Source organism: Vibrio sp. V31_P5A7T61 (assembly GCF_009904895.1).
Classification (GTDB): Bacteria; Pseudomonadota; Gammaproteobacteria; order Enterobacterales; family Vibrionaceae; genus Vibrio; species Vibrio metschnikovii.
The window spans coordinates 72,923-91,691 of sequence record NZ_WXWI01000022.1; the positions used below are offsets into that span (position 1 = coordinate 72,923).

Genomic DNA, 18,769 nt, shown 5'->3' on the forward strand with positions numbered 1-18,769 from the left:
ACAACATCATCGTGGCGTTATTGCTCTTCACGCTTAAAGACCAGCTCGGTAGGGCTCGACTCTTGAGGTACAAAGTAATAGCCAGCGGTGGTGAAATGGGTCAGCTCTTCAACCGAGGTGACTTGATTATCAATAATATAACGCGCCATCATGCCGCGAGCTTTTTTAGCATAAAAACTGATCACTTTATATTGTCCGTTTTTGGCGTCTTTAAAAATTGGCGTGATCACTTGTGCATTAAGCTGATTGATTTTCACCGCTTTAAAATATTCGTTCGAGGCCAAATTGATCAGCACATTATCGCCTTGTACCTCAATCGCCTGATTGAGCTTTTCAGTAATGATAGAACCCCAAAATTGATACAAATTACCACCACGAGGATTGGCTAATTTGGTGCCCATTTCTAAACGATAAGGCTGCATTAAATCGAGCGGCTTAAGTAAACCATATAAGCCTGATAACATCCGTAGATGCTGCTGAGCAAAACGCAAACTCTCTTCAGATAAGCTTTGCGCATCAAGACCGGTATATACATCACCTTTAAAAGCGAAAATCGCTTGGCGGGCGTTGTCTAAGCTAAACTGCTCACTCCACTGTGCAAAACGAGCGACGTTTAATCCAGCAATCGTATCACTGACTTTCATTAATGCTGAAATATCGTCGGGAGTTAATTGACGACAGACGTCAATCAGCAGCTTGGAGTGCTCGATCAGTTCCGGTTGAGTGTGCTCTTGACTTGGTAAAGGCGATTCATAATCCAGAGTTTTAGCAGGAGAAACCACAATCAGCATTGTTCTATCCTAATATCGTTTTACTTAGAGAGTTGAGTCGTTAGATTAACAAAAAAAGCCACACATTGTCTGCATGGCTTTTTCTATCTTATCCATTGAGCCTAACGATAGGCTTAACTGGCCACCAGCAAAGATGAACCCTCATAACAGGTCATCCTCGGCGATTATTTGCTTTTGCTGTCCCAAATACCATCTTCTAACTGAGATTTTAGCTCTGGGTAATCGTTGGCATCAAAGGTTGGTAACTTACCGGCTTTCAGTTGACGGTTGTAGTCTTTCGCCAATTTAACCACCGTTCCTGAGAGCAGCAAAATCGCAATTAAGTTGACAATCGCCATCAAGCCCATCGTAACATCAGCCATCGACCAAACGGTAGGTAATGTTGCAAGCGAACCGAACATCACCATGCCCAGCACGATCATTCGAAAAACTACCAAGCCTTTTTTATTATTATGCTCAAGGAAAATCAGGTTGGTTTCAGCATAAGAGTAATTGGCAATAATGGAGGTAAAGGCGAAGAAGAAAATCGCTAAGGCAATAAAAATACTTCCCCAATCACCAACTTGTGAACTCAGTGCACGCTGGGTAAGCTCAATACCGGTAATTTCACCGTGAGGAACATACTCTCCAGACATAAGAATGATCGCAACGGTCGCCGAACAGATGACTATCGTATCAACGAAAACCCCAAGCATCTGTACGTACCCTTGTGAGGCTGGATGCGGAGGATAAGGCGTGGCAGAAGCTGCCGCGTTAGGTGCCGAGCCCATGCCCGCTTCGTTCGAAAATAACCCGCGTTTAACACCATGAATCATTGCTTGAGCAATCGCATAGCCTAAGCCACCTGCCGCCGCTTGCTCTAAACCAAACGCGCTTCTAAACACTAAGCTTAGTACTGACGGTAACTTTTCGATGTTTAGGATCACCACGACCATAGCAATCAAAATATAGGCCAAGGCCATGATCGGTACAATCAGCTCGGCAGTACGAGCAATCTTACGAATCCCACCAAAAATCACAAACGAAGAGATGAGAACAATCGCGATGCCAACATAAAGCGGATCAAAACCAAAAGCGGTGTGCATCGCACTGGAAATCGAATTGGCTTGCACTGCATTGAACACTAAACCGAAAGCGATGATAAGGAAGATAGAAAACAGCACGCCCATCCAACGCATGCCTAAGCCTTTTTCCATGTAATAAGCGGGACCACCACGATAGTTTCCATCTCTATCACGGGTTTTATACAGCTGAGCTAGAGTACTTTCCGCGAAAGACGTCGCCATACCAAGCATCGCCGTCATCCACATCCAAAAAATGGCACCAGGACCACCTAATGTCAAAGCGACCGCAACCCCCGCCATATTACCGGTACCAACACGAGCCGCTAAGCTGGTGCATAAGGCTTGGAAAGAAGAGATACCAGATTGGTCTGATTTTCGGCTGTTTCTCAATACACTGAACATATGACCGAAATGACGAAACTGGATAAATCCTAAACGGACCGTAAAGTAAATCCCTACCCCGACTAAAAGATAAACCAGAATCGATCCCCAAAGCAGGTCGTTCATTAAATTAATTAAGTCTGTCACAAGAACCTCTCTTAGAATGTGTGTTGAGTTGACCAGCCGATCAGCACGAAAAGGTGAATGAGCATCCCAGAAAATAATTCGTATTACGGGAGCCATTAAGCGTGATTCAACACTTTTTAGGTCGTTAAAATAATGCAGTAAATTTTTTGACGGGCGGATAATGCTACCTCAACCAGCAAAAATCAATATGCAACATAACTCATTTTTATGTTATTTTTTACTATAAAGTCACCATTTATTAACACAAACACGACCATTAAACCCCAAATAAACCAATAAAAAACAAACAAAACACTAACAAAACAGAATAAAAAAACCGCACAAACCTCATGTTGCATAATCCTAATCTCATTGGCTGAGAATCTAGCTATCACAGTGCATGACTGAATTTTTTGTCAGTAAAATGTCATAAAACACAACCAAGCGAGCAATAAATCATCAAGCAGTCAATTGCTAGCGTTGAATGTAACGTTTTATTAACAAGATTTTTCTGGCAATAAAAACGTTTGCGCGAATCGATTGCGTCTTTTTTGTACAGAAAAAAGTTCAAAAATGTGAAAGAACAACGAAAAAAAAGCCGTTCAATCGATAAAAAGTCATAAATGAGAAATGAATCATGGCTAAGATTAAGTTTCATATGCTATACCCAAATCGCAATGAGATGCAGCGCGGACTTACATCATAAAACAAGCTGGTTGATGTAAGATCTTAACTTAAGTGCTGTAACTTCAAGTAGGAAGGGAATATCTAGCATGATGTTTACGATGTAGACCCAACCCACAGGATACCTGCGATAGATGCCGTCCGTTGTGCTCTTTAATGAACGAGTATCTCATCAGCGAAGCTATGGCGGTATGCAGTGGAGAGGGAGAATGACTTATGACAATGAGGCTTGCTTATGGATGACTTGCACTTTGATCAACTACTAGACATGGAAATGACCAAGATTCGCGCTAGCCGCAGTAAACCAGTGAAACGAATGTGGAGAGAAATTGAAGCAATACGGGATAAAAAACGCTTAGAGAAAGAGCTACTTGATATGGATGTCTGCTTGGATCTCGACAGCATAAAACTGTAACTATGTAATAAGGCGCACTGAGCTATTCGGTGCGCCTTATTATTGATGGTCATCTTATTATCTAAATGCACTCTGACTCACTTTTCCTGACTCGCCGAGCCAACTGGGTGAATCGATCAGCGATGGTTTCGCCAAAGACAGGATCATCTTCGTGGCCACTCCAGATAGATTCAACCTGCTGCCAATCTGAAATACTAAAAGCATCTTCAATCAATGGAAAAACCGACTGCTCTTCTAACTCTAGGTGACGCTGCTGCTGTTCAATAAAATCGGTCAATTTTTCGATAAAGACATCTTGAGGCACGACAGCATCTTGCAAAATCATTTCTACGATCAACAAAAATGCTTGCGTCTGCTCAGCCAGCAACTCATGTTCTTGCTCCAAGTTTTCGACCATCGGAGTCGTGGGGTAGTTCTGCTGATAGTAGTGATAAAGCACATTCTCTTTCGGGTGATGAACAGATTGAGAATGAGAGCCTAAATAATCAACAATTTCTTTAATCAGACTATAGTTGATCAGCTGCTCTGTATTGAGCAACTGTAACTTTTCGCGCAGTATGGTGAGTAGACGAGCCATGTACTCATGTTCGCGACGGATCCTTTCTAACATCATGATGAGCCTCCCTGACTGATCGTAAACCAATCGTATTCTTTGGTTTGATTGTTCAGTATAGCTCAAAAAACAGCCAACCCTTCAAGATCTCGCGCTATCAGACATCCAATTTCGGTTGCCAATCGATAGCTTGCTTACCTTGCTGTTCAAGCAATTGATTCGTCATTGAAAAGTGTTTGCAGCCTAAAAAACCACGATGGGCAGAGAGGGGAGAAGGATGCGGGGCCTCTAAAACATGATGACGCTGACGATCGATCATCTTGCCTTTTTTTTGTGCATGAGCTCCCCATAATAAAAAGACAATCCCTTGTCCGTATTGATTTAATGCTTCAATGACACGATCAGTAAACGTTTCCCAGCCACTGTTTGCATGAGAGTGAGCCTTACCCTGCTCGACAGTTAATACAGTATTGAGTAGAAGAACGCCTTGATCGGCCCAACTTTTTAGGTAGCCATGGTTCGGGATGCTAAACCCTCTGATATCTTGTGCCAGCTCTTTATATATATTCACTAATGAAGGCGGCGTCTTAACTTGTGGTAACACCGAAAAACAAAGACCATGAGCTTGGTTTGGCCCATGGTAAGGATCCTGACCAAGAATCACTACCTTAACATCATGAAATTCCGTTAAACGAAAAGCGTTAAAAACCTCTGTTACCGGAGGATAAATTACTTTTCCAGACCGTCTTTCTTGTTCAACAAAGGCTAGCGTATTTTTAAAATAGCTTTGCTGTTTTTCATGACCAATAACCTCATGCCAAGTCAATGATTGCCCCATAAAAAAGCCCCATAATATGAATAGTCAGCCCATTGTATACTCAAACGACCTCCGATTGCAGATAGGCAGATGGACTCGATTAATCAAACCGACAACGCTTGGTGATGATAATCTCGTAGTGTTTGAATTTCTTGCGCCCAGATATCAGGATCAATCGTTTCTAAAATCAAAGGGATACCATTAAATCGGCTATCTTGAGCGATATACTCAAAGCATGCCCATCCAATCTCACCTTGCCCTAATGAGTGATGACGATCGACTCGGCTACCCAAGGGGGATTTTGAATCATTAATATGCATGGCACGCAAATAATGCATACCAACGATCTGATCAAAAAGTGCGAAAGTCTGCTCACAATCGGCTTTAGTTCGTAAATCATAACCAGCGGCAAAGGTATGGCATGTATCAAGGCAAACGCCGACTCTCGATTGATCATCCACTTGTTCGATGATTTCGGCAAGCTGCTCAAAACGCCAACCTAAATTGCTCCCCTGACCGGCCGTGTTTTCAATCACCGCAACAACGTCAGGAACGGCCTGATGAGCTAAGTTTATCGATTGAGCAATATGACGAAGGCATTCACTTTCAGAGATTTGCTTCAAATGACTACCCGGATGAAAATTGAGTAGTGATAATCCTAATTGTCGGCAACGTTGCATCTCATCAATAAACGCCGCTCTTGATTTGGCAAGCTTATCCGCCTCTGGTGCGCCTAAATTAATCAAATAAGAATCATGCGGCAAAATGTGGTCATGGTTAAAACCTAGTCGTGCGCAATTGGCTTTAAACGCTTTTATCGTCTCGATATCTAAAGGCTTAGCCGCCCATTGGCGCTGATTTTTAGTAAATAAGGCAAAAGCATTCGCTCCTATTTGGTGAGCGCGGATCGGCGCTTGATCAACACCACCAGCAGCAGAGACATGAGCACCAAAATATTTGGTTTTTGAAGGTTCTATCGTACTTGTCATTGAGTCACTTTTTTACTTTCAGTTTTATTTAGATAACTGTCTGATGCTACGTAATACAGGCTAAAAACACACCTAAAAATGTAGTAATTTTACAAGAAAACAAGATTAAAATTTATTTTAAACATTCAAAAAATAAATGAACTCATTGTTTATTATCGACTTATTGATTGAGATCAATTCTACAGCCGATTCAAAAACAAGTAACATTGATGTTTTTTGACCCAAATCAATACTTAAAGTGGGGATATAAGCTATATAATACCCAGCTCAACACGTATTGAAAATTAACACCAATAATGCCACATTCAGTGGGCAAGGAGACAGTAATGATCCAAGGTATCCAAATCACTAAAGCCGCCAATGACGACCTGCTTAACTCTATCTGGCTGATCGATAGCCAAACCAATCAAGCACGCTGCGTAGCGGCAGTCAAAGGCTATGAAGCAGACCAAGTCGTTGCGCTGAGCGAATTTGGCGATTATGAAAGTCGTGAAGTGGCTGTTGAAACCACTCCTCGTATTGAAGGTGGTCAACACCTAAACGTTAACGTACTAAAACGTGAAACGTTAGAAGATGCCGTCGCTAACCCAGAAAAATACCCACAATTAACCATTCGTGTTTCTGGTTATGCTGTGCGTTTTAACTCACTGACGACCGAACAACAACGCGATGTGATTGCACGTACTTTTACTGAATCACTATAATCGTGAGTTGAGTGGTTATCTTGATATGATAACCCTGAATATAAAAACGGCGTCTATGACTATAGACGCCGTTTTCTATTTATTCCGACACGACTTCGCATGACAGTTCGAGCGTAAACTCAATATTACAAAGCCACTAAGCGCGCTTTCAATTGCGCAAAATCCGCATCAAGCTGTTCAGAAAGCAAAGTCATTACGGCATGTTTAGCAAGCGGGGCAGGAAGATCAATATCGCTACCTAAAATATCATCAACCACTTCTTTAAACTTCGCAGGATGCGCGGTACATAAAAATAACCCGGTTTCACCTGGTTGTAATTGCTGAGTTAAGAGACGATAACCAATCGCACCATGTGGCTCACACAAATAGCCAAGCTCATTGAGTTCTTGTACCGCTTGAGCGCTTTCATTATCCAAGACTGAGCCTTTACCTAACGTATCTAAACCCCAGCTTTGTAATCGACATAGCTCTTCAATACGTGGCCAGTTGTTCGGCTGACTCACATCCATCGCATTGGCGGTGGTGGCGACGGTTGGTTTCGGATCCCATTTTCCCGTCTCAAGATAACGTGGCACGGTATCATTGGCATTAGTTGCGGCGATAAAACGTTTGACCGGTAACCCCATGGCTTTAGCAAATAAGCCAGCCGTCAAGTTACCAAAATTGCCGCTAGGGACACTGATGACTAAGTTTTCTCGCTCCGCTTTACTAAGCTGAGCAACCGCTTCAAAGTAATAACAAATTTGCGCCATTAAACGACTAATATTAATCGAGTTAGCTGAATTAAGGCCGATTTGCTGACGCAGATCGGCATCATCAAAGGCTTGCTTGACTAGTGCTTGGCAAGCATCAAAGTCACCGTTCACCGCAATGGTATGAATGTTGCCGCCTAGGGTACAAAATAGCTTTTCTTGTAACGGACTAATTTTTCCTTTCGGGTACAAAATCACCACATTAATGTTAGGCATACCATAAAAAGCATGGGCAACAGCCGCTCCTGTATCACCGGATGTCGCAGTGAGAATAGTAATTTTACCGCCATCAGAGACCGCCGCGAGAGATTGAGCCATGAAGCGGCCACCAAAATCTTTAAACGCTAGCGTCGGTCCATGAAAAAGCTCTAATGCATAAATACCTTGGTTGATCGCTTTAATCGGCGCGGGAAATTGGAACGCCTGATTGACCATCTCAGTCACTTTTTCCGCGGCCAGTTCATCACCAATTAACGCAGATAAAATTTTACTGCTACGCGAGATAAAATCTTCATCTAATAGCGCGTCAATATCACTAAATGTCGGTAGTTGTGCGGGGAAAAAGAGCCCCTGATTACGACCTAAGCCTTGGCGAACGGCTTGGGCAAAAGAGACTTGTTGATCATTTTCTTTGATGTTGTACAGCTTCATAATTGACTTCCTGTTACTTGTGATCCTTGCTTGTCTAGACGACAAATATGCACGAATCCTTGTTCATTTTGTAAATAATTTTTTTCAAGCCACTTCGCAACGCGCTCGGCAACGTCTTGCTGCTGACAAATACTAAATAAAGTTGGCCCGCTACCTGAGATCCCCGTGACCAGAGCCCCGGCAGATTTGGCATACTCGCGGGCTTGGCTAAAACCAGGTAACAGTTTTTCACGATATGGCTCAGCAATCACATCTTTGATCATCGTGGCAGCCAATTCCGGTTGCTGAGTATGGCAAGCATGGATAAAGCCAGCCAGATGACGTCCATGAGCAATCACATCTTGACGACGATATTGAGCGGGTAAAATAGCCCGAGCTTCAGCGGTTGAAACTTTGATCCCAGGGTAAGCCATGACCCAAAACCACTGATCAAAACCCGGTACAGGTTGGCTGATTATGCCTTGCTCCTCAATCATCAGTTGTAAACCACCTAAGTAGCATGGTGCGACATTATCATAATGAATGCCACCAGAGATTTTCCCTTCCATTTCCCCCATTAATGCCAGTAATTCAGTCTCGTTCAATGGTTGGCCATGAAAGCGATTTAAGGCATCGAGCGCGGCAACAATTGAACAAGCGCTAGAACCAAGTCCAGATCCAATCGGCATGTTTTTCTCTAGGGTCATCACGAGAGGCTTTACGGCGATCTGCTTGATGGTTAATTCACGAACAAATACCGTCCAACAGTCATAAACAATATTTTGCTCAGGATCGCTAGGCAGTTTATCGACAAAGCGCCCCGCGGTTTTGAGTTCAAAAGGCCGGCTCCCCGCTTGAACGCACACTCGGTCGCCTAATAAACTGCCATCAATCGGAGAGACGGCGGCACCCAGAACATCAAAACCGACGCTCACATTCCCAATCGAGGCTGGCGCGTAAACTACTACACTCATATCACTTGAACTCATCGCTTAAACCCCTAACTTCCAGCCTAATGTCCGCATCACATCGGCAAAAACACCCGCAGCTGTGACCTCAGTACCAGCACCATAGCCACGAAGTACCAACGGGATCGGCTGATAATAACGGCTGTAAAATGCCAGTGCATTCTCACCGTCTTTGACCTTAAACATCGGGTCGTTTTCATCAACCATCGCGAGACGAACTTGACAACGTCCAGCGCAAATTTCTGCTACGTAGCGAAGTACACAGCCTTGCTGACGCGCTTGATCAACTAACTGTGCAAAATAGTGGTCAGCTTGTGGTAAACGAGCAATAAACGCTTCAACACTGCCTGAAGCATCAAAACCCGGTGGTAAAGCTGGCTCAACCTCGACATCATTCAGTTCAAGCGCTAAACCAGATTCACGAGCCAAAATTAGTAACTTACGCGCTACATCAATCCCAGACAAATCATCTCGGGGATCCGGCTCAGTAAAGCCTTTCTCTTTGGCTAATAACGTCGCCTGACTAAAAGTCAGTCCCTCATCCAATTTACCAAAAATAAACGAGAGAGAACCGGATAAAATACCGTTAAATTGCTCAAGTTCATCCCCTGCGGCAATCAAGTTTTGTAAATTTTCAATAACCGGTAGACCAGCACCGACGGTAGTTTCATACATTAATTTACGGCGCGACTGACGAGCTACATTACGTAATTGCTGATAGTAAGCCATGCTACCTGTATTGGCTTTTTTATTAGGCGTCACCACATGAAAGCCTGCGGCAAGAAAATCGGCATATTGGCTAGCAATCACTTCGCTAGACGTACAATCGACTAATACTGGATTAATAATATGATTGCGTTGAACCAGAGCGGTTAAATTAGCTAAAGAGAAAGCCTCCGTCGCGGCGCTCATTCTGTCTCGCCAATGCTCTAATGGCAGGCCGTCAGCATCGAGTAATAACCCTTTACTATTCGCTAAACCACAGACGCGGATCACGATACCTTTGGCAGCAAGTTTGGTTTGTTGACGATAAATTTGATCCACCAGTTCACCGCCAACACCACCGATGCCAACCACAAACACATCAAGGAAATGTTTTGAGTTAAACAAATTTTCGTGACACGCTTTAATGGCAGGTGAGACTTTATCTTCTGGGATCACCGCAGAAATCGCTCGTTCGGAAGAGCCTTGAGCAATGGCAACAATGTTGACATGTGCTTCGGTTAACGAAGCAAAAAACTGCGCCGCCACGCCACGTGAGGTGCGCATGCCATCACCAACCAATGTAATGATCGACAAATCGTTCATAAACTCAACCGGCTCCAACAAGCCTTCTTTTAGTTCCAACTCAAATGCTTCGGCTAATGCTTGTTGAGCTAACCGTTTATCTTGGGCTTCAATACAAAAGCTAATGCTGTATTCAGAAGACGACTGAGTGATCAAGACAATCGATACCCCAGCAGTAGACATTGCACCGAATACACGACTCGCCATACCAACCATACCCTTCATACCCGGTCCGGATACGTTAACCATGGTCAAATGATTCAAGGTCGTGATGCCTTTGATCGCCAGTTGATCTTCACCCGTATCTTGACCAATTAATGTCCCCGCCCCTTGCGGATTAAAGCTGTTTTTGATCAAACATGGGATATGGAATTGAGCGATTGGGGCGATAGTTTTGGGGTGCAACACCGAAGCACCAAAATAAGACAACTCCATTGCTTCTTGATAGCTAAGCGACTTGAGTAAGCGAGCATCGGCAACCAAACGAGGGTCACAGTTATACACGCCATCAACGTCGGTCCAGATTTCACAACATTCTGCGCGTAAACACGCCGCCAATACTGCCGCCGAATAATCCGATCCATTACGCCCTAAACAAACCAGCTCACCTTTTTTATTACCTGCGGTGAAACCAGGCATGATATGGACATGTTGCTTGGGTAATGGGGACTGTAAAAAGTTTTGTGTCGAAAGTTCAACATCGACCATGGCTTCCAGATAATCACCTTTAGCGATGAGATACTGAACTGGATCAATTAAATTGACCGCTAAACCTTTGGCTTGGATGACCGCTTTCATTAGCTGTATAGAAATACGCTCACCTTTACTGATGATCCGCGCATTGACATTATCAGGACACATGCCTAACAGATGAATACCATGCACAAACTGACGCAGTTGAGTCATAGATTGATCTACTTGTCGATGATAAGCAGCGCCGTCTATCTTGGGGAGCTGAGCTTGAATATCACTAAACAAACGTTGGAATGACTGTTCCAGTTCAAGCACTTGCCTTTCAACATCACCATGACGTAACGCCGTATCGATAATCGCCACTAGCTTATTGGTGGTTTTACCCGGTGCTGAAAGCACAATGGCCACGTCTTCTTGTTGAGCATTGTTAACGATAATATCGGCCGCTCTCAATAGACGTTCAGCATCCGCTAATGATGAACCTCCAAATTTTAATACTCGCATCCCTTTCTCCAAACTCGTCAAAATAATAGGTATAAAAAAAGGCCTGTATCGGTGGGGATACAGGCCTTTTTCTTGTGAAATTTTACGCTCAGCAGCCCGCCCCAACATGCGTAGTGTCGGTGGTAATAATGGTGGTGGTCATTACTAGGCTGAACAATGTCATCACGATGATAAATCACTTTCTGTGGGCGTTTATCTACGTTTACCTTATTTCTTGTTGCAGAGTCAATAAAAAGTTTAACATTCTATGCATTTTAAATAATCATTCGCTCAATAAAGATAAACAAAACCGAGCTTTATCACCCATCCATTAATCATAGAGATAAATTCAAGATAATTTCTCTCTGCAAAGCGGGGAATTTTATGCTTAAATAGTGTTCAACGTGAAACAAAGCTCGGTAACAAGGAGGATACCATGCGCATACTGATCGCTCTATCTGGCTTATGGCTAGCATTAAGCGCCCACGCGGTAACGCTCCCCTCCTTACCTTCTGAGCCCTCCCGCTCTGCGCACACCGTTTTTCTCTACAGTGACCCCAATAGCCAAACTTTCGATAGTTGGGTAATTGATAGTGGCTACGCTTACAATGTCTTTCGTAACGTTGATCTTTATGTCGGTGCGAGGATTAACTCATCAAGCGCCTCAATCAATGACGCTAGTAATGGCTTTTTAAGCGGTGTGAGTTACAAAGTTAACGAGCGAATCTCGGTTAAGAGTACCCTTTATTCATCGACAAAATACGATGACCAAAAACGTCGCTATGACGCCTTTTCAGCAGAGCTATCAAGTCGCCTACGTCTATCGGAAAACTTAGATTTACACGCCACCCTTGACTATCAAGAATGGCAACAGGGTATTGAGTTCGGTATCGGCTTTCGGTTTTAAGCCAACGTTAGCGATTGCTCAGAGAGTAAAATACCATTCCAATCGGCATACAGATAATCCCCAGGTTGAACCATTTGGTTGTGCAAAGTTAGAGTCACATTGACCTCTCCTGCACCACGCTTGTCAGTTTTAAAGGGCGAGGTACCTAACGCTTTAATCCCTAAATCCATTTGTGACATCGCCACGACATCGCGGATGGCACCATTAATGATCACACCTTCCCAGCCGTTTTCAATTGCCATGATCGCAACTTGATCGCCCATTAAGGCTTTTTGGCAAGAACCATTACCATCAACAACCAAAACTTTACCTTTACCTGGTTGACTGAGAATCTCTTTGACTTTTGAGTTATCATGATAGCAACGTACAGTGACTATCTCTCCCCAAAATGCACTACGCATGCCAAAATTTTGTAGTGGTAGATTAAGTAGCGTAACTTGTGATGGGTACTTATCACACAGATCCGGTGTTATATCGTTCATTGTTCCTCCATGATTCTAATCGCCCAACGACAAGAAGTGGTAACATCGCGAGTAAGTGTATGTGTCTTAATCAGCGCCAATAATAATCAACTTGCTGATCGAGTACTCACACCCACCGCTACCGTTTCAAATCGCAAGGAATAAGTAAATCTGTTACATGACTCGGTTTAAGGTGATGTGATTTTGCTTGATAATGACCCTAAATCGAATCGTTGATGATCAAGGCAAGATTGCAAAATAAGTTGTCCATCTTGTACGTAATAAAGCGCATTTTGCGCAAACTGGCCAGCTAAAACCACCGCGTCAGCGAGAGGCATCACGACCGCAAAACTCTCTTCATACCAACTAAAATCATCATTACCAACGATAACATCGGTCAAATCATAGCCGATTAAAGTTTGCTGTAAACGTCGATTATTTCGCCGATTCTCATCTTCTGACAAGCGAACACTTCGTGGGTTCCATGCGGTAATAATCGCAAAATTCCCTTCAATACTCCTTGTTGGGAACAGCAGCGTGACTTGAGTGTAAGCGTACCATAGGTTTTCATTGATCATCTCTTTTTACATCTCGTTATTACTATTCATATCTGTTACATTGCAACTCTTGATATAAATCAACAAAGTGATTGGAATTAACATTTGGGCGTTGTTAGCATGCTGTTAACATTATAGAATCCGCTCAAAGGCTAATAGAAGTGAAAGGTGATGGATCTTTATAGCAAATACACCAAGGACGGCGGCAGTTGAGGTGATTTTTCAAGATACTTTGATTTATTATCAACATAAAGTTTCTTGTATGTTATGTTTTTGCCTAGAATAAGTTCTATTAGTACAATTTTTTCACAAGTTTAGGTACCGCCAAATGCAAACCCCGCAGATTCTTATCGTTGAAGACGAGCAAGTCACTCGCAACACATTAAAAAGTATTTTTGAAGCAGAGGGATACGCTGTTTTTGAAGCCAGTAACGGTGAAGAGATGCACCAAATACTGTCGGATAATCCCATTAACTTAGTCATCATGGACATTAACCTACCGGGTAAAAACGGCTTACTGCTTGCTCGTGAGCTTCGTGAACAAGCTGATGTTGCGTTAATGTTTTTAACCGGCCGTGATAATGAAGTTGATAAAATTCTAGGCCTTGAAATTGGTGCTGACGATTACATCACCAAACCTTTTAACCCTCGTGAATTAACCATCCGTGCGCGTAACTTATTGAGCCGTTCAATGAATGCCAACGTTGCTCACGAAGAAAAGCGTTCGGTTGAAAAGTATCAATTTAATGGCTGGGTATTGGATATCAATAGTCGTTCTTTGATCAGCCCACATGGTGAAGGTTACAAGCTGCCACGTTCAGAATTCCGTGCTCTGCTTCATTTCTGTGAGAATCCGGGGAAAATTCAAACTCGTGCCGATCTATTGAAGAAAATGACCGGTCGTGAACTTAAGCCTCATGATCGCACCGTTGACGTTACCATCCGTCGTATTCGTAAGCATTTTGAATCGATCTCTGGTACACCAGAAATCATCGCGACCATTCATGGTGAAGGCTATCGCTTCTGTGGCGATATCACTGAGTAAGCGAGTATGTGATTAAAAAAGCCTCGACAGATGATCGAGGCTTTTTTATGGTCATCATACCGAAATCACTGGGTCTACAGGTGCTCGCGAATTTTTTAGAGCAGCCGTTAAGCGAGACATGTATCAATCGCCATATGTATAGATGACGAGATGTTCGAAGCGAAAGACCGCTAGTTTTAAAGTCGACTTTAAAGTCAACAGACCCTAGGTATTCGTTAATAGACTTTATCAATCGAGACTTGATGCTCGACTAACCACGTCTCACCCAAACTGTCTCGTATCCCCAACGCTACACTCACTGAACGGTTAATATCCACCGATAGCGTGCTGTTAAATACCACTTCCCAATTATTTTCACTTGGTGTGCGAAGTTCTAACTCAGAGCCCTCAAGCGACCAGATTTCATCTCCTTGTCTGAACACTAATTGAAACAGGGTTAAATCCGCTGGCAATTGACCTGAAGTTTCTAGCACTAGAGTACCGTTTAAATTGTCGGTGAAATCGAGTTCAGTGGCCCCCTCAGTTAAGGCTATTTTGGGCATCCGATCGGTCCATAAGTTGCTTTTTAACTGAATAGCGGTCTGAGAAAATAGTGCCGCATTACTTGCCTGCCAATTGACTTGCGGCGACGTTGCACACGCTGACAATAAAAAAGTGAGTATCATTAAGCCATATTTTTTCATGTTATCTCCTTTGCTCTAACCACTGTTTTAACACCTGAATATCATTACGGTATTCATTTTTTATTTCATCGACCCAATCGGTAATATTTTCCCACCATGCTGGCGCATCCGGAGACTGAGCTTTTTGTGCAACACTTTGAATTCGTTTTAAGCCGATTGAACCTGCTGCACCTTTAATTTTATGAGCCTCAGAGACAATGCCAGCTTGATCTTTCGCCACCATATTAGAATCCAAGACCTCTAAATAACTCGGCATCATTTTTTCAAGCATCTCAACGCTTTCTAACATGGGTTGAGGCCCGACAATATCGAGATAAGAATTTAACATGTCGAGATCGAGCAAACGACCACATAACTCTTGATAGCAAGGCTCTGCAGGATCAACATCAGGGATATTCGTAGCCTCGATCTGAAATGGCTGCTGAGCAATAACTTTACTGATCACCGCTTGCACCGCTTGCACCGAAAGCGGCTTACTTATCGCATCATCTAATCCTTGGGTTTGATACTGCTGCTTATCTTTCAAGACATTGGCGGTCAACGCAACGAGTGGTGGTAATGAGGAGTAAGTCTCTCGATAAAACTGCGCCACATCAAACCCGGTCATATCCGGCAGTTGGATATCTAAGAAAACCAAATCAAACTGATCGGGCGTAAATCGTTGTTTAGCTTCTTCACCGGTCATGGCGACCGTAACCTGATGGCCTAAGCTCTCTAACAGTGAGCGAGCAACCGTGACATTAAGCTCAATATCTTCCACCATAAAGATACGTAAACTTTTTTGTGGAGTTAGGCTTAATTGCGGCTTATCAGGAGGACTCACTAAGGGCACTCGGATAGTCACCGTAAAGGTACTGCCGAAGCCCTCTTCGCTGCTTACCTCGATATCACCAGCCATTAAATTAATTAATTGGCGCGAAACCGCAAGACCAATGCCCGTTCCTACAGCATGGAGGTTATCTTTGCCAGATTTAACCTGGTAATACATGGCAAAGATCTTATCTAATTCAGTCTCTGGAATACCAATACCGGTATCTTCTATTTCCATGATGATGTCAGCAGAACCTGGATGAATATCCGCGCTGACACTCATCACTACGCCACCTTCTTTGGTGAACTTCATGGCGTTACTCATTAAATTCCACAGCACTTGGCGCAAGCGTGTTGCATCGACTTCAATCCAAGTCGGCAGCTCGGTTAAGCGCTCCAAATCAAAACGCAGTCCTTTTTGCTCTGCCATTAAAGCAGAAAGGCTCTCTAGCTCGGCGACAAATTCGACAAAGTTTAAAGGTGCGGGTAACAGCTCTAACTTACGCCTGTCAAATTTATCCATATCAATAATATCGTTAAAGATATGACCCAGCGTAATCGCACTGACTTGAATGGTTTGCATATGTTTACGCTGTTCATCCGTTAGCTGGGTATCAAGTAACATTCGACTTAAACCGACAATACCATTGAGTGGCGTGCGTAATTCATGACTGATGGTCGAAATAAAGGTGGTTTTATCACGGCTGGCTTTTTCTAGCGATTCTTGATGACGCTTACGTTCAGTAATGTCTCGTCCAAAACCCACTAAACCTAGATGACGGCCCTCTTTACTATAAAAAGGCACTTTGCGCAGTTCAAAGAAGTGTTTACGCCCATCGGGATATTCAAGCCATTGCTCATAGGTAATGGCTTGATTATTCTTAAATACTTGCTGATCGGTTTCAACTATCGATTGAGCAATTTCCTTACGATACACATCCCAAGGTGTCAGACCGACTAATTGACTTTCCCGTTTCCCGGTTAGCTCTTCCATTGCTCGGTTACAGCCGGAAAATTCACCTTTCGCATTACGGTAATAAATTAAGTCCGGTGAGGCATCGATGAACGAGCGTAATAGCGCGGTACGTTCGGCCAATTCCAACTGCGTTTTCTCTCGTTGATACACTTCGTTTTCCAAATCAACCATCGCCTCTTCACGGGCTTCTTCGGCTTTAATTCGCTCTTCTATCTCCTGATTGAGTTTGACAATATTCTGCTGTAACTGTTGGTTAAGTTCTTGATCTCGCGAGCGCATATCTTTGAGCTTGGAGACTAACTTAGAGAGACGTTGTCGAGACTCTTCCAACTGATCGACCACGACTGATAAGAAATATACCGCCCACGGGGTGATCAATAGTCCAAAAAATACCGAACGTACAATATCAATGTCATCGACAAAACCTTTCAAAACCAGCGTAATTCCGACTTGGACTACCACCGCTAAGGCAACCAACGCTAAAGCCAGTAAAATTGAAAAACGTAAAATACCCAATTTAACAAGTAGATCGACGTAGTATTGAGCTAAGTTTTTTATCGGTTTCATTGCAGGTTCCGCATAGATAATGGCCGTGACGCTAAGTGAGTTTCAAAACCGCGGCTCAGCGCTAATCCAACAGCGCTTTCAGATAAAAAGCCTGTGATTAAAAAGACTTAAAAGATAAAGATACCAGCTTCTCAAATCAGGATCTGCAACTATTCTAAGAGTTTGCCTAGCATAACGCAGTAAATTGCGTTTAAAAGTGAGCGGCTTATTTTTTGTTGGTCGGATTAATGTATTGGAAAGGACGCCCGATTAATGAACCTTGCGCGCCATCTTTTGCTAATCGCCGGCCAAGCTCAGTCATCGCCAGCCAACGATTCTCACACCAGAGAGGAGCCAACAACGTAGGACGGCGAGCGGCAGAAGAGACTCGATGATAAACCACTTCAGGTGGCGTTAAGCGAATGAGGTGGCTGGCAATCGTGACGTACTCTTCTAATGTTGGCGCAACTAACTTCCCTGCCCGCCACGCTTTGGCCATCGTACTCCCATCAACAATATGCAAACCATGTAACTTGATACCATCTGTTCCCACTTCAACGACTTGCTGTAATGTCGCCACATTATCGCTTGCCGTTTCTTTAGGTAGCCCAACGATTAAATGAGTACAGATTTTAATACCAAGCGCTCTTGCTCTTTGAGCGATTGATTGATAACAATCAAAATCATGGCCGCGATTAATGCGCTTTAAAGTACTATTATTTGCGGTCTGCAAACCCAACTCTAACCAAACTTCAAACCCTTGTAGCACATATTCATGCAACAGTTCCAATACCGCATCCGGGACGCAATCAGGGCGAGTGCCCACACACAAACCGACAATATTGGCACTTTGCAACGCTTGTTGATACATGGCTTTTAACACCTGAACTTCGGCATAAGTGCTGGTATAGGCTTGGAAATAAGCTAAGTATTTATTGGCACGCTGAACTTCACCCGCTCTTTCTTTTAGCTGATCAGCAATACTTTGCTTTTGGGAATGTTCATCAACAAAAGAGGCAACATTGCAAAATGTGCACCCGCCTCGACCAATGGTGCCATCTCGATTAGGACAACTAAAGCCACCATGCAACGTCAGTTTATGGACTTTCTCACCATAGCGGCGTTGAAGATCTTGCCCTAATGTGTTTACTAATTGATGCAGTTGCATAACGAATACCCAAGCTGTGAATACAAATAACTCTCACTTCGATCTGTGTAATTAAATTACATCGAAAGGAATAAATAGTAAGCGTATGAGATAGATACCGCGTGGTGCAAAATCAATAAACATTCATTAAATCTGCATTTAGCTAACTTTGTTTGAAAAATGTTGCGCTGATTATGCAGAGACTGAGAAAAAGGCGTAAAAAAGACCGAGTTTTTCATTGCATTTACGGCTAACAAAATTGTAGGATAGTTACAGTTTCATGATGATTTTTGTTTGTTT

At 43.2% G+C, this 18,769-nt stretch carries 17 protein-coding genes and 1 other annotated feature; of the genes, 4 read left to right on the forward strand and 13 right to left on the reverse strand.

The annotated features are described in order from the left end of the window. Window positions 1-17: 17 nt before the first annotated feature. A complete protein-coding gene (gene yaaA, locus CAG58_RS04250; protein ID WP_161426383.1) occupies window positions 18-791 on the reverse strand; it encodes a peroxide stress protein YaaA in 774 nt (257 codons plus the stop codon). Window positions 792-955: 164 nt separating this feature from the next. Next, window positions 956-2,383 carry an alanine/glycine:cation symporter family protein gene (locus CAG58_RS04255; RefSeq protein ID WP_040904666.1) on the reverse strand — a complete coding sequence of 476 codons (1,428 nt, stop codon included), beginning with the start codon at window positions 2,381-2,383 and terminating at the stop codon, window positions 956-958. Window positions 2,384-3,281: 898 nt separating this feature from the next. On the opposite strand from CAG58_RS04255, the gene CAG58_RS04260 reads away from it, so the two are divergent. Further along, window positions 3,282-3,461, forward strand: coding sequence for a DUF3545 family protein (locus tag CAG58_RS04260; protein ID WP_004395917.1), 180 nt, complete (start codon window positions 3,282-3,284; stop codon window positions 3,459-3,461). 61 nt (window positions 3,462-3,522) lie between these two features. Here the strand turns inward: CAG58_RS04260 and CAG58_RS04265 are convergent, their stop codons facing one another. The 3 genes from CAG58_RS04265 to nfo all read right to left on the reverse strand — a co-directional run bounded on the left by CAG58_RS04265 (window position 3,523) and on the right by nfo (window position 5,820). Next, a complete protein-coding gene (locus tag CAG58_RS04265; RefSeq protein WP_004395918.1) occupies window positions 3,523-4,074 on the reverse strand; it encodes a hemerythrin domain-containing protein in 552 nt (183 codons plus the stop codon). A 97-nt stretch (window positions 4,075-4,171) separates the two neighbouring features. Next, a complete protein-coding gene (ung, locus tag CAG58_RS04270; RefSeq protein ID WP_161426498.1) occupies window positions 4,172-4,852 on the reverse strand; it encodes a uracil-DNA glycosylase in 681 nt (226 codons plus the stop codon). Window positions 4,853-4,935: 83 nt separating this feature from the next. After that, a complete protein-coding gene (gene nfo / locus CAG58_RS04275) occupies window positions 4,936-5,820 on the reverse strand; it encodes a deoxyribonuclease IV (RefSeq protein ID WP_161426499.1) in 885 nt (294 codons plus the stop codon). Window positions 5,821-6,146: 326 nt separating this feature from the next. On the opposite strand from nfo, the gene grcA reads away from it, so the two are divergent. Further along, window positions 6,147-6,524, forward strand: a complete 378-nt coding sequence (gene grcA / locus CAG58_RS04280; protein WP_004395921.1) for an autonomous glycyl radical cofactor GrcA — start codon at window positions 6,147-6,149, stop codon at window positions 6,522-6,524. 125 nt (window positions 6,525-6,649) lie between these two features. Here the strand turns inward: grcA and thrC are convergent, their stop codons facing one another. From thrC to thrA, 3 genes are read right to left on the reverse strand one after another with little or no spacing between them, the layout of a single operon-like run. Then, window positions 6,650-7,927, reverse strand: a complete 1,278-nt coding sequence (thrC, locus tag CAG58_RS04285) for a threonine synthase (RefSeq protein WP_161426063.1) — start codon at window positions 7,925-7,927, stop codon at window positions 6,650-6,652. Continuing rightward, the gene (gene thrB, locus CAG58_RS04290) at window positions 7,924-8,880 is read right to left on the reverse strand and encodes a homoserine kinase (RefSeq protein ID WP_161426064.1); all 957 of its coding nucleotides are present in this window, start codon (window positions 8,878-8,880) and stop codon (window positions 7,924-7,926) included. Before thrB ends, thrC begins: the two co-directional genes overlap by 4 nt. Window positions 8,881-8,898: 18 nt before the next feature. Continuing rightward, the gene (thrA, locus tag CAG58_RS04295) at window positions 8,899-11,358 is read right to left on the reverse strand and encodes a bifunctional aspartate kinase/homoserine dehydrogenase I (protein WP_161426065.1); all 2,460 of its coding nucleotides are present in this window, start codon (window positions 11,356-11,358) and stop codon (window positions 8,899-8,901) included. A 32-nt stretch (window positions 11,359-11,390) separates the two neighbouring features. Continuing rightward, window positions 11,391-11,511 (reverse strand) — a sequence feature (Thr leader region). 262 nt (window positions 11,512-11,773) lie between these two features. On the opposite strand from thrA, the gene CAG58_RS04300 reads away from it, so the two are divergent. Then, a complete protein-coding gene (locus CAG58_RS04300) occupies window positions 11,774-12,244 on the forward strand; it encodes a hypothetical protein (protein ID WP_161426066.1) in 471 nt (156 codons plus the stop codon). Here CAG58_RS04300 and CAG58_RS04305 read toward each other — a convergent pair. Continuing rightward, a complete protein-coding gene (locus CAG58_RS04305) occupies window positions 12,241-12,726 on the reverse strand; it encodes a putative 4-hydroxy-4-methyl-2-oxoglutarate aldolase (protein ID WP_040904670.1) in 486 nt (161 codons plus the stop codon). The two genes, CAG58_RS04300 and CAG58_RS04305, sit on opposite strands and share 4 nt — an antisense overlap. A gap of 167 nt (window positions 12,727-12,893) precedes the next feature. Further along, complete coding sequence (locus CAG58_RS04310; RefSeq protein WP_154169081.1) at window positions 12,894-13,283, reverse strand: DUF3293 domain-containing protein; 390 nt, start codon at window positions 13,281-13,283, stop codon at window positions 12,894-12,896. Between the two features lie 307 nt (window positions 13,284-13,590). Here CAG58_RS04310 and arcA point away from each other — a divergent pair, with 307 nt between their 5' ends. Beyond that, window positions 13,591-14,307 (forward strand): two-component system response regulator ArcA, encoded by a 717-nt coding sequence (arcA, locus tag CAG58_RS04315; protein WP_004395926.1) that lies wholly within the window; start codon window positions 13,591-13,593, stop codon window positions 14,305-14,307. A 215-nt stretch (window positions 14,308-14,522) separates the two neighbouring features. On the opposite strand, the gene CAG58_RS04320 is transcribed toward arcA, so the two are convergent. The 3 genes from CAG58_RS04320 to CAG58_RS04330 all read right to left on the reverse strand — a co-directional run bounded on the left by CAG58_RS04320 (window position 14,523) and on the right by CAG58_RS04330 (window position 18,490). Continuing rightward, complete coding sequence (locus tag CAG58_RS04320) at window positions 14,523-14,990, reverse strand: hypothetical protein (RefSeq protein ID WP_161426067.1); 468 nt, start codon at window positions 14,988-14,990, stop codon at window positions 14,523-14,525. Window position 14,991: 1 nt separating this feature from the next. Continuing rightward, complete coding sequence (arcB, locus tag CAG58_RS04325; protein ID WP_161426068.1) at window positions 14,992-17,343, reverse strand: aerobic respiration two-component sensor histidine kinase ArcB; 2,352 nt, start codon at window positions 17,341-17,343, stop codon at window positions 14,992-14,994. Window positions 17,344-17,548: 205 nt separating this feature from the next. After that, window positions 17,549-18,490 carry a TIGR01212 family radical SAM protein gene (locus CAG58_RS04330; RefSeq protein ID WP_161426070.1) on the reverse strand — a complete coding sequence of 314 codons (942 nt, stop codon included), beginning with the start codon at window positions 18,488-18,490 and terminating at the stop codon, window positions 17,549-17,551. Window positions 18,491-18,769: the final 279 nt, after the last annotated feature.

Coding starts and splice junctions, on each gene's coding strand:
- yaaA (WP_161426383.1), bottom strand. CDS start 791: ATGCTGATTGTGGTTTCTCCTGCTAAAACTCTGGATTATGAATCGCCT.
- CAG58_RS04260 (WP_004395917.1), top strand. CDS start 3,282: ATGGATGACTTGCACTTTGATCAACTACTAGACATGGAAATGACCAAG.
- CAG58_RS04265 (WP_004395918.1), bottom strand. CDS start 4,074: ATGATGTTAGAAAGGATCCGTCGCGAACATGAGTACATGGCTCGTCTA.
- ung (WP_161426498.1), bottom strand. CDS start 4,852: ATGGGGCAATCATTGACTTGGCATGAGGTTATTGGTCATGAAAAACAG.
- nfo (WP_161426499.1), bottom strand. CDS start 5,820: ATGACAAGTACGATAGAACCTTCAAAAACCAAATATTTTGGTGCTCAT.
- grcA (WP_004395921.1), top strand. CDS start 6,147: ATGATCCAAGGTATCCAAATCACTAAAGCCGCCAATGACGACCTGCTT.
- thrC (WP_161426063.1), bottom strand. CDS start 7,927: ATGAAGCTGTACAACATCAAAGAAAATGATCAACAAGTCTCTTTTGCC.
- thrB (WP_161426064.1), bottom strand. CDS start 8,880: ATGAGTGTAGTAGTTTACGCGCCAGCCTCGATTGGGAATGTGAGCGTC.
- thrA (WP_161426065.1), bottom strand. CDS start 11,358: ATGCGAGTATTAAAATTTGGAGGTTCATCATTAGCGGATGCTGAACGT.
- CAG58_RS04300 (WP_161426066.1), top strand. CDS start 11,774: ATGCGCATACTGATCGCTCTATCTGGCTTATGGCTAGCATTAAGCGCC.
- CAG58_RS04305 (WP_040904670.1), bottom strand. CDS start 12,726: ATGAACGATATAACACCGGATCTGTGTGATAAGTACCCATCACAAGTT.
- CAG58_RS04310 (WP_154169081.1), bottom strand. CDS start 13,283: ATGATCAATGAAAACCTATGGTACGCTTACACTCAAGTCACGCTGCTG.
- arcA (WP_004395926.1), top strand. CDS start 13,591: ATGCAAACCCCGCAGATTCTTATCGTTGAAGACGAGCAAGTCACTCGC.
- CAG58_RS04320 (WP_161426067.1), bottom strand. CDS start 14,990: ATGAAAAAATATGGCTTAATGATACTCACTTTTTTATTGTCAGCGTGT.
- arcB (WP_161426068.1), bottom strand. CDS start 17,343: ATGAAACCGATAAAAAACTTAGCTCAATACTACGTCGATCTACTTGTT.
- CAG58_RS04330 (WP_161426070.1), bottom strand. CDS start 18,490: ATGCAACTGCATCAATTAGTAAACACATTAGGGCAAGATCTTCAACGC.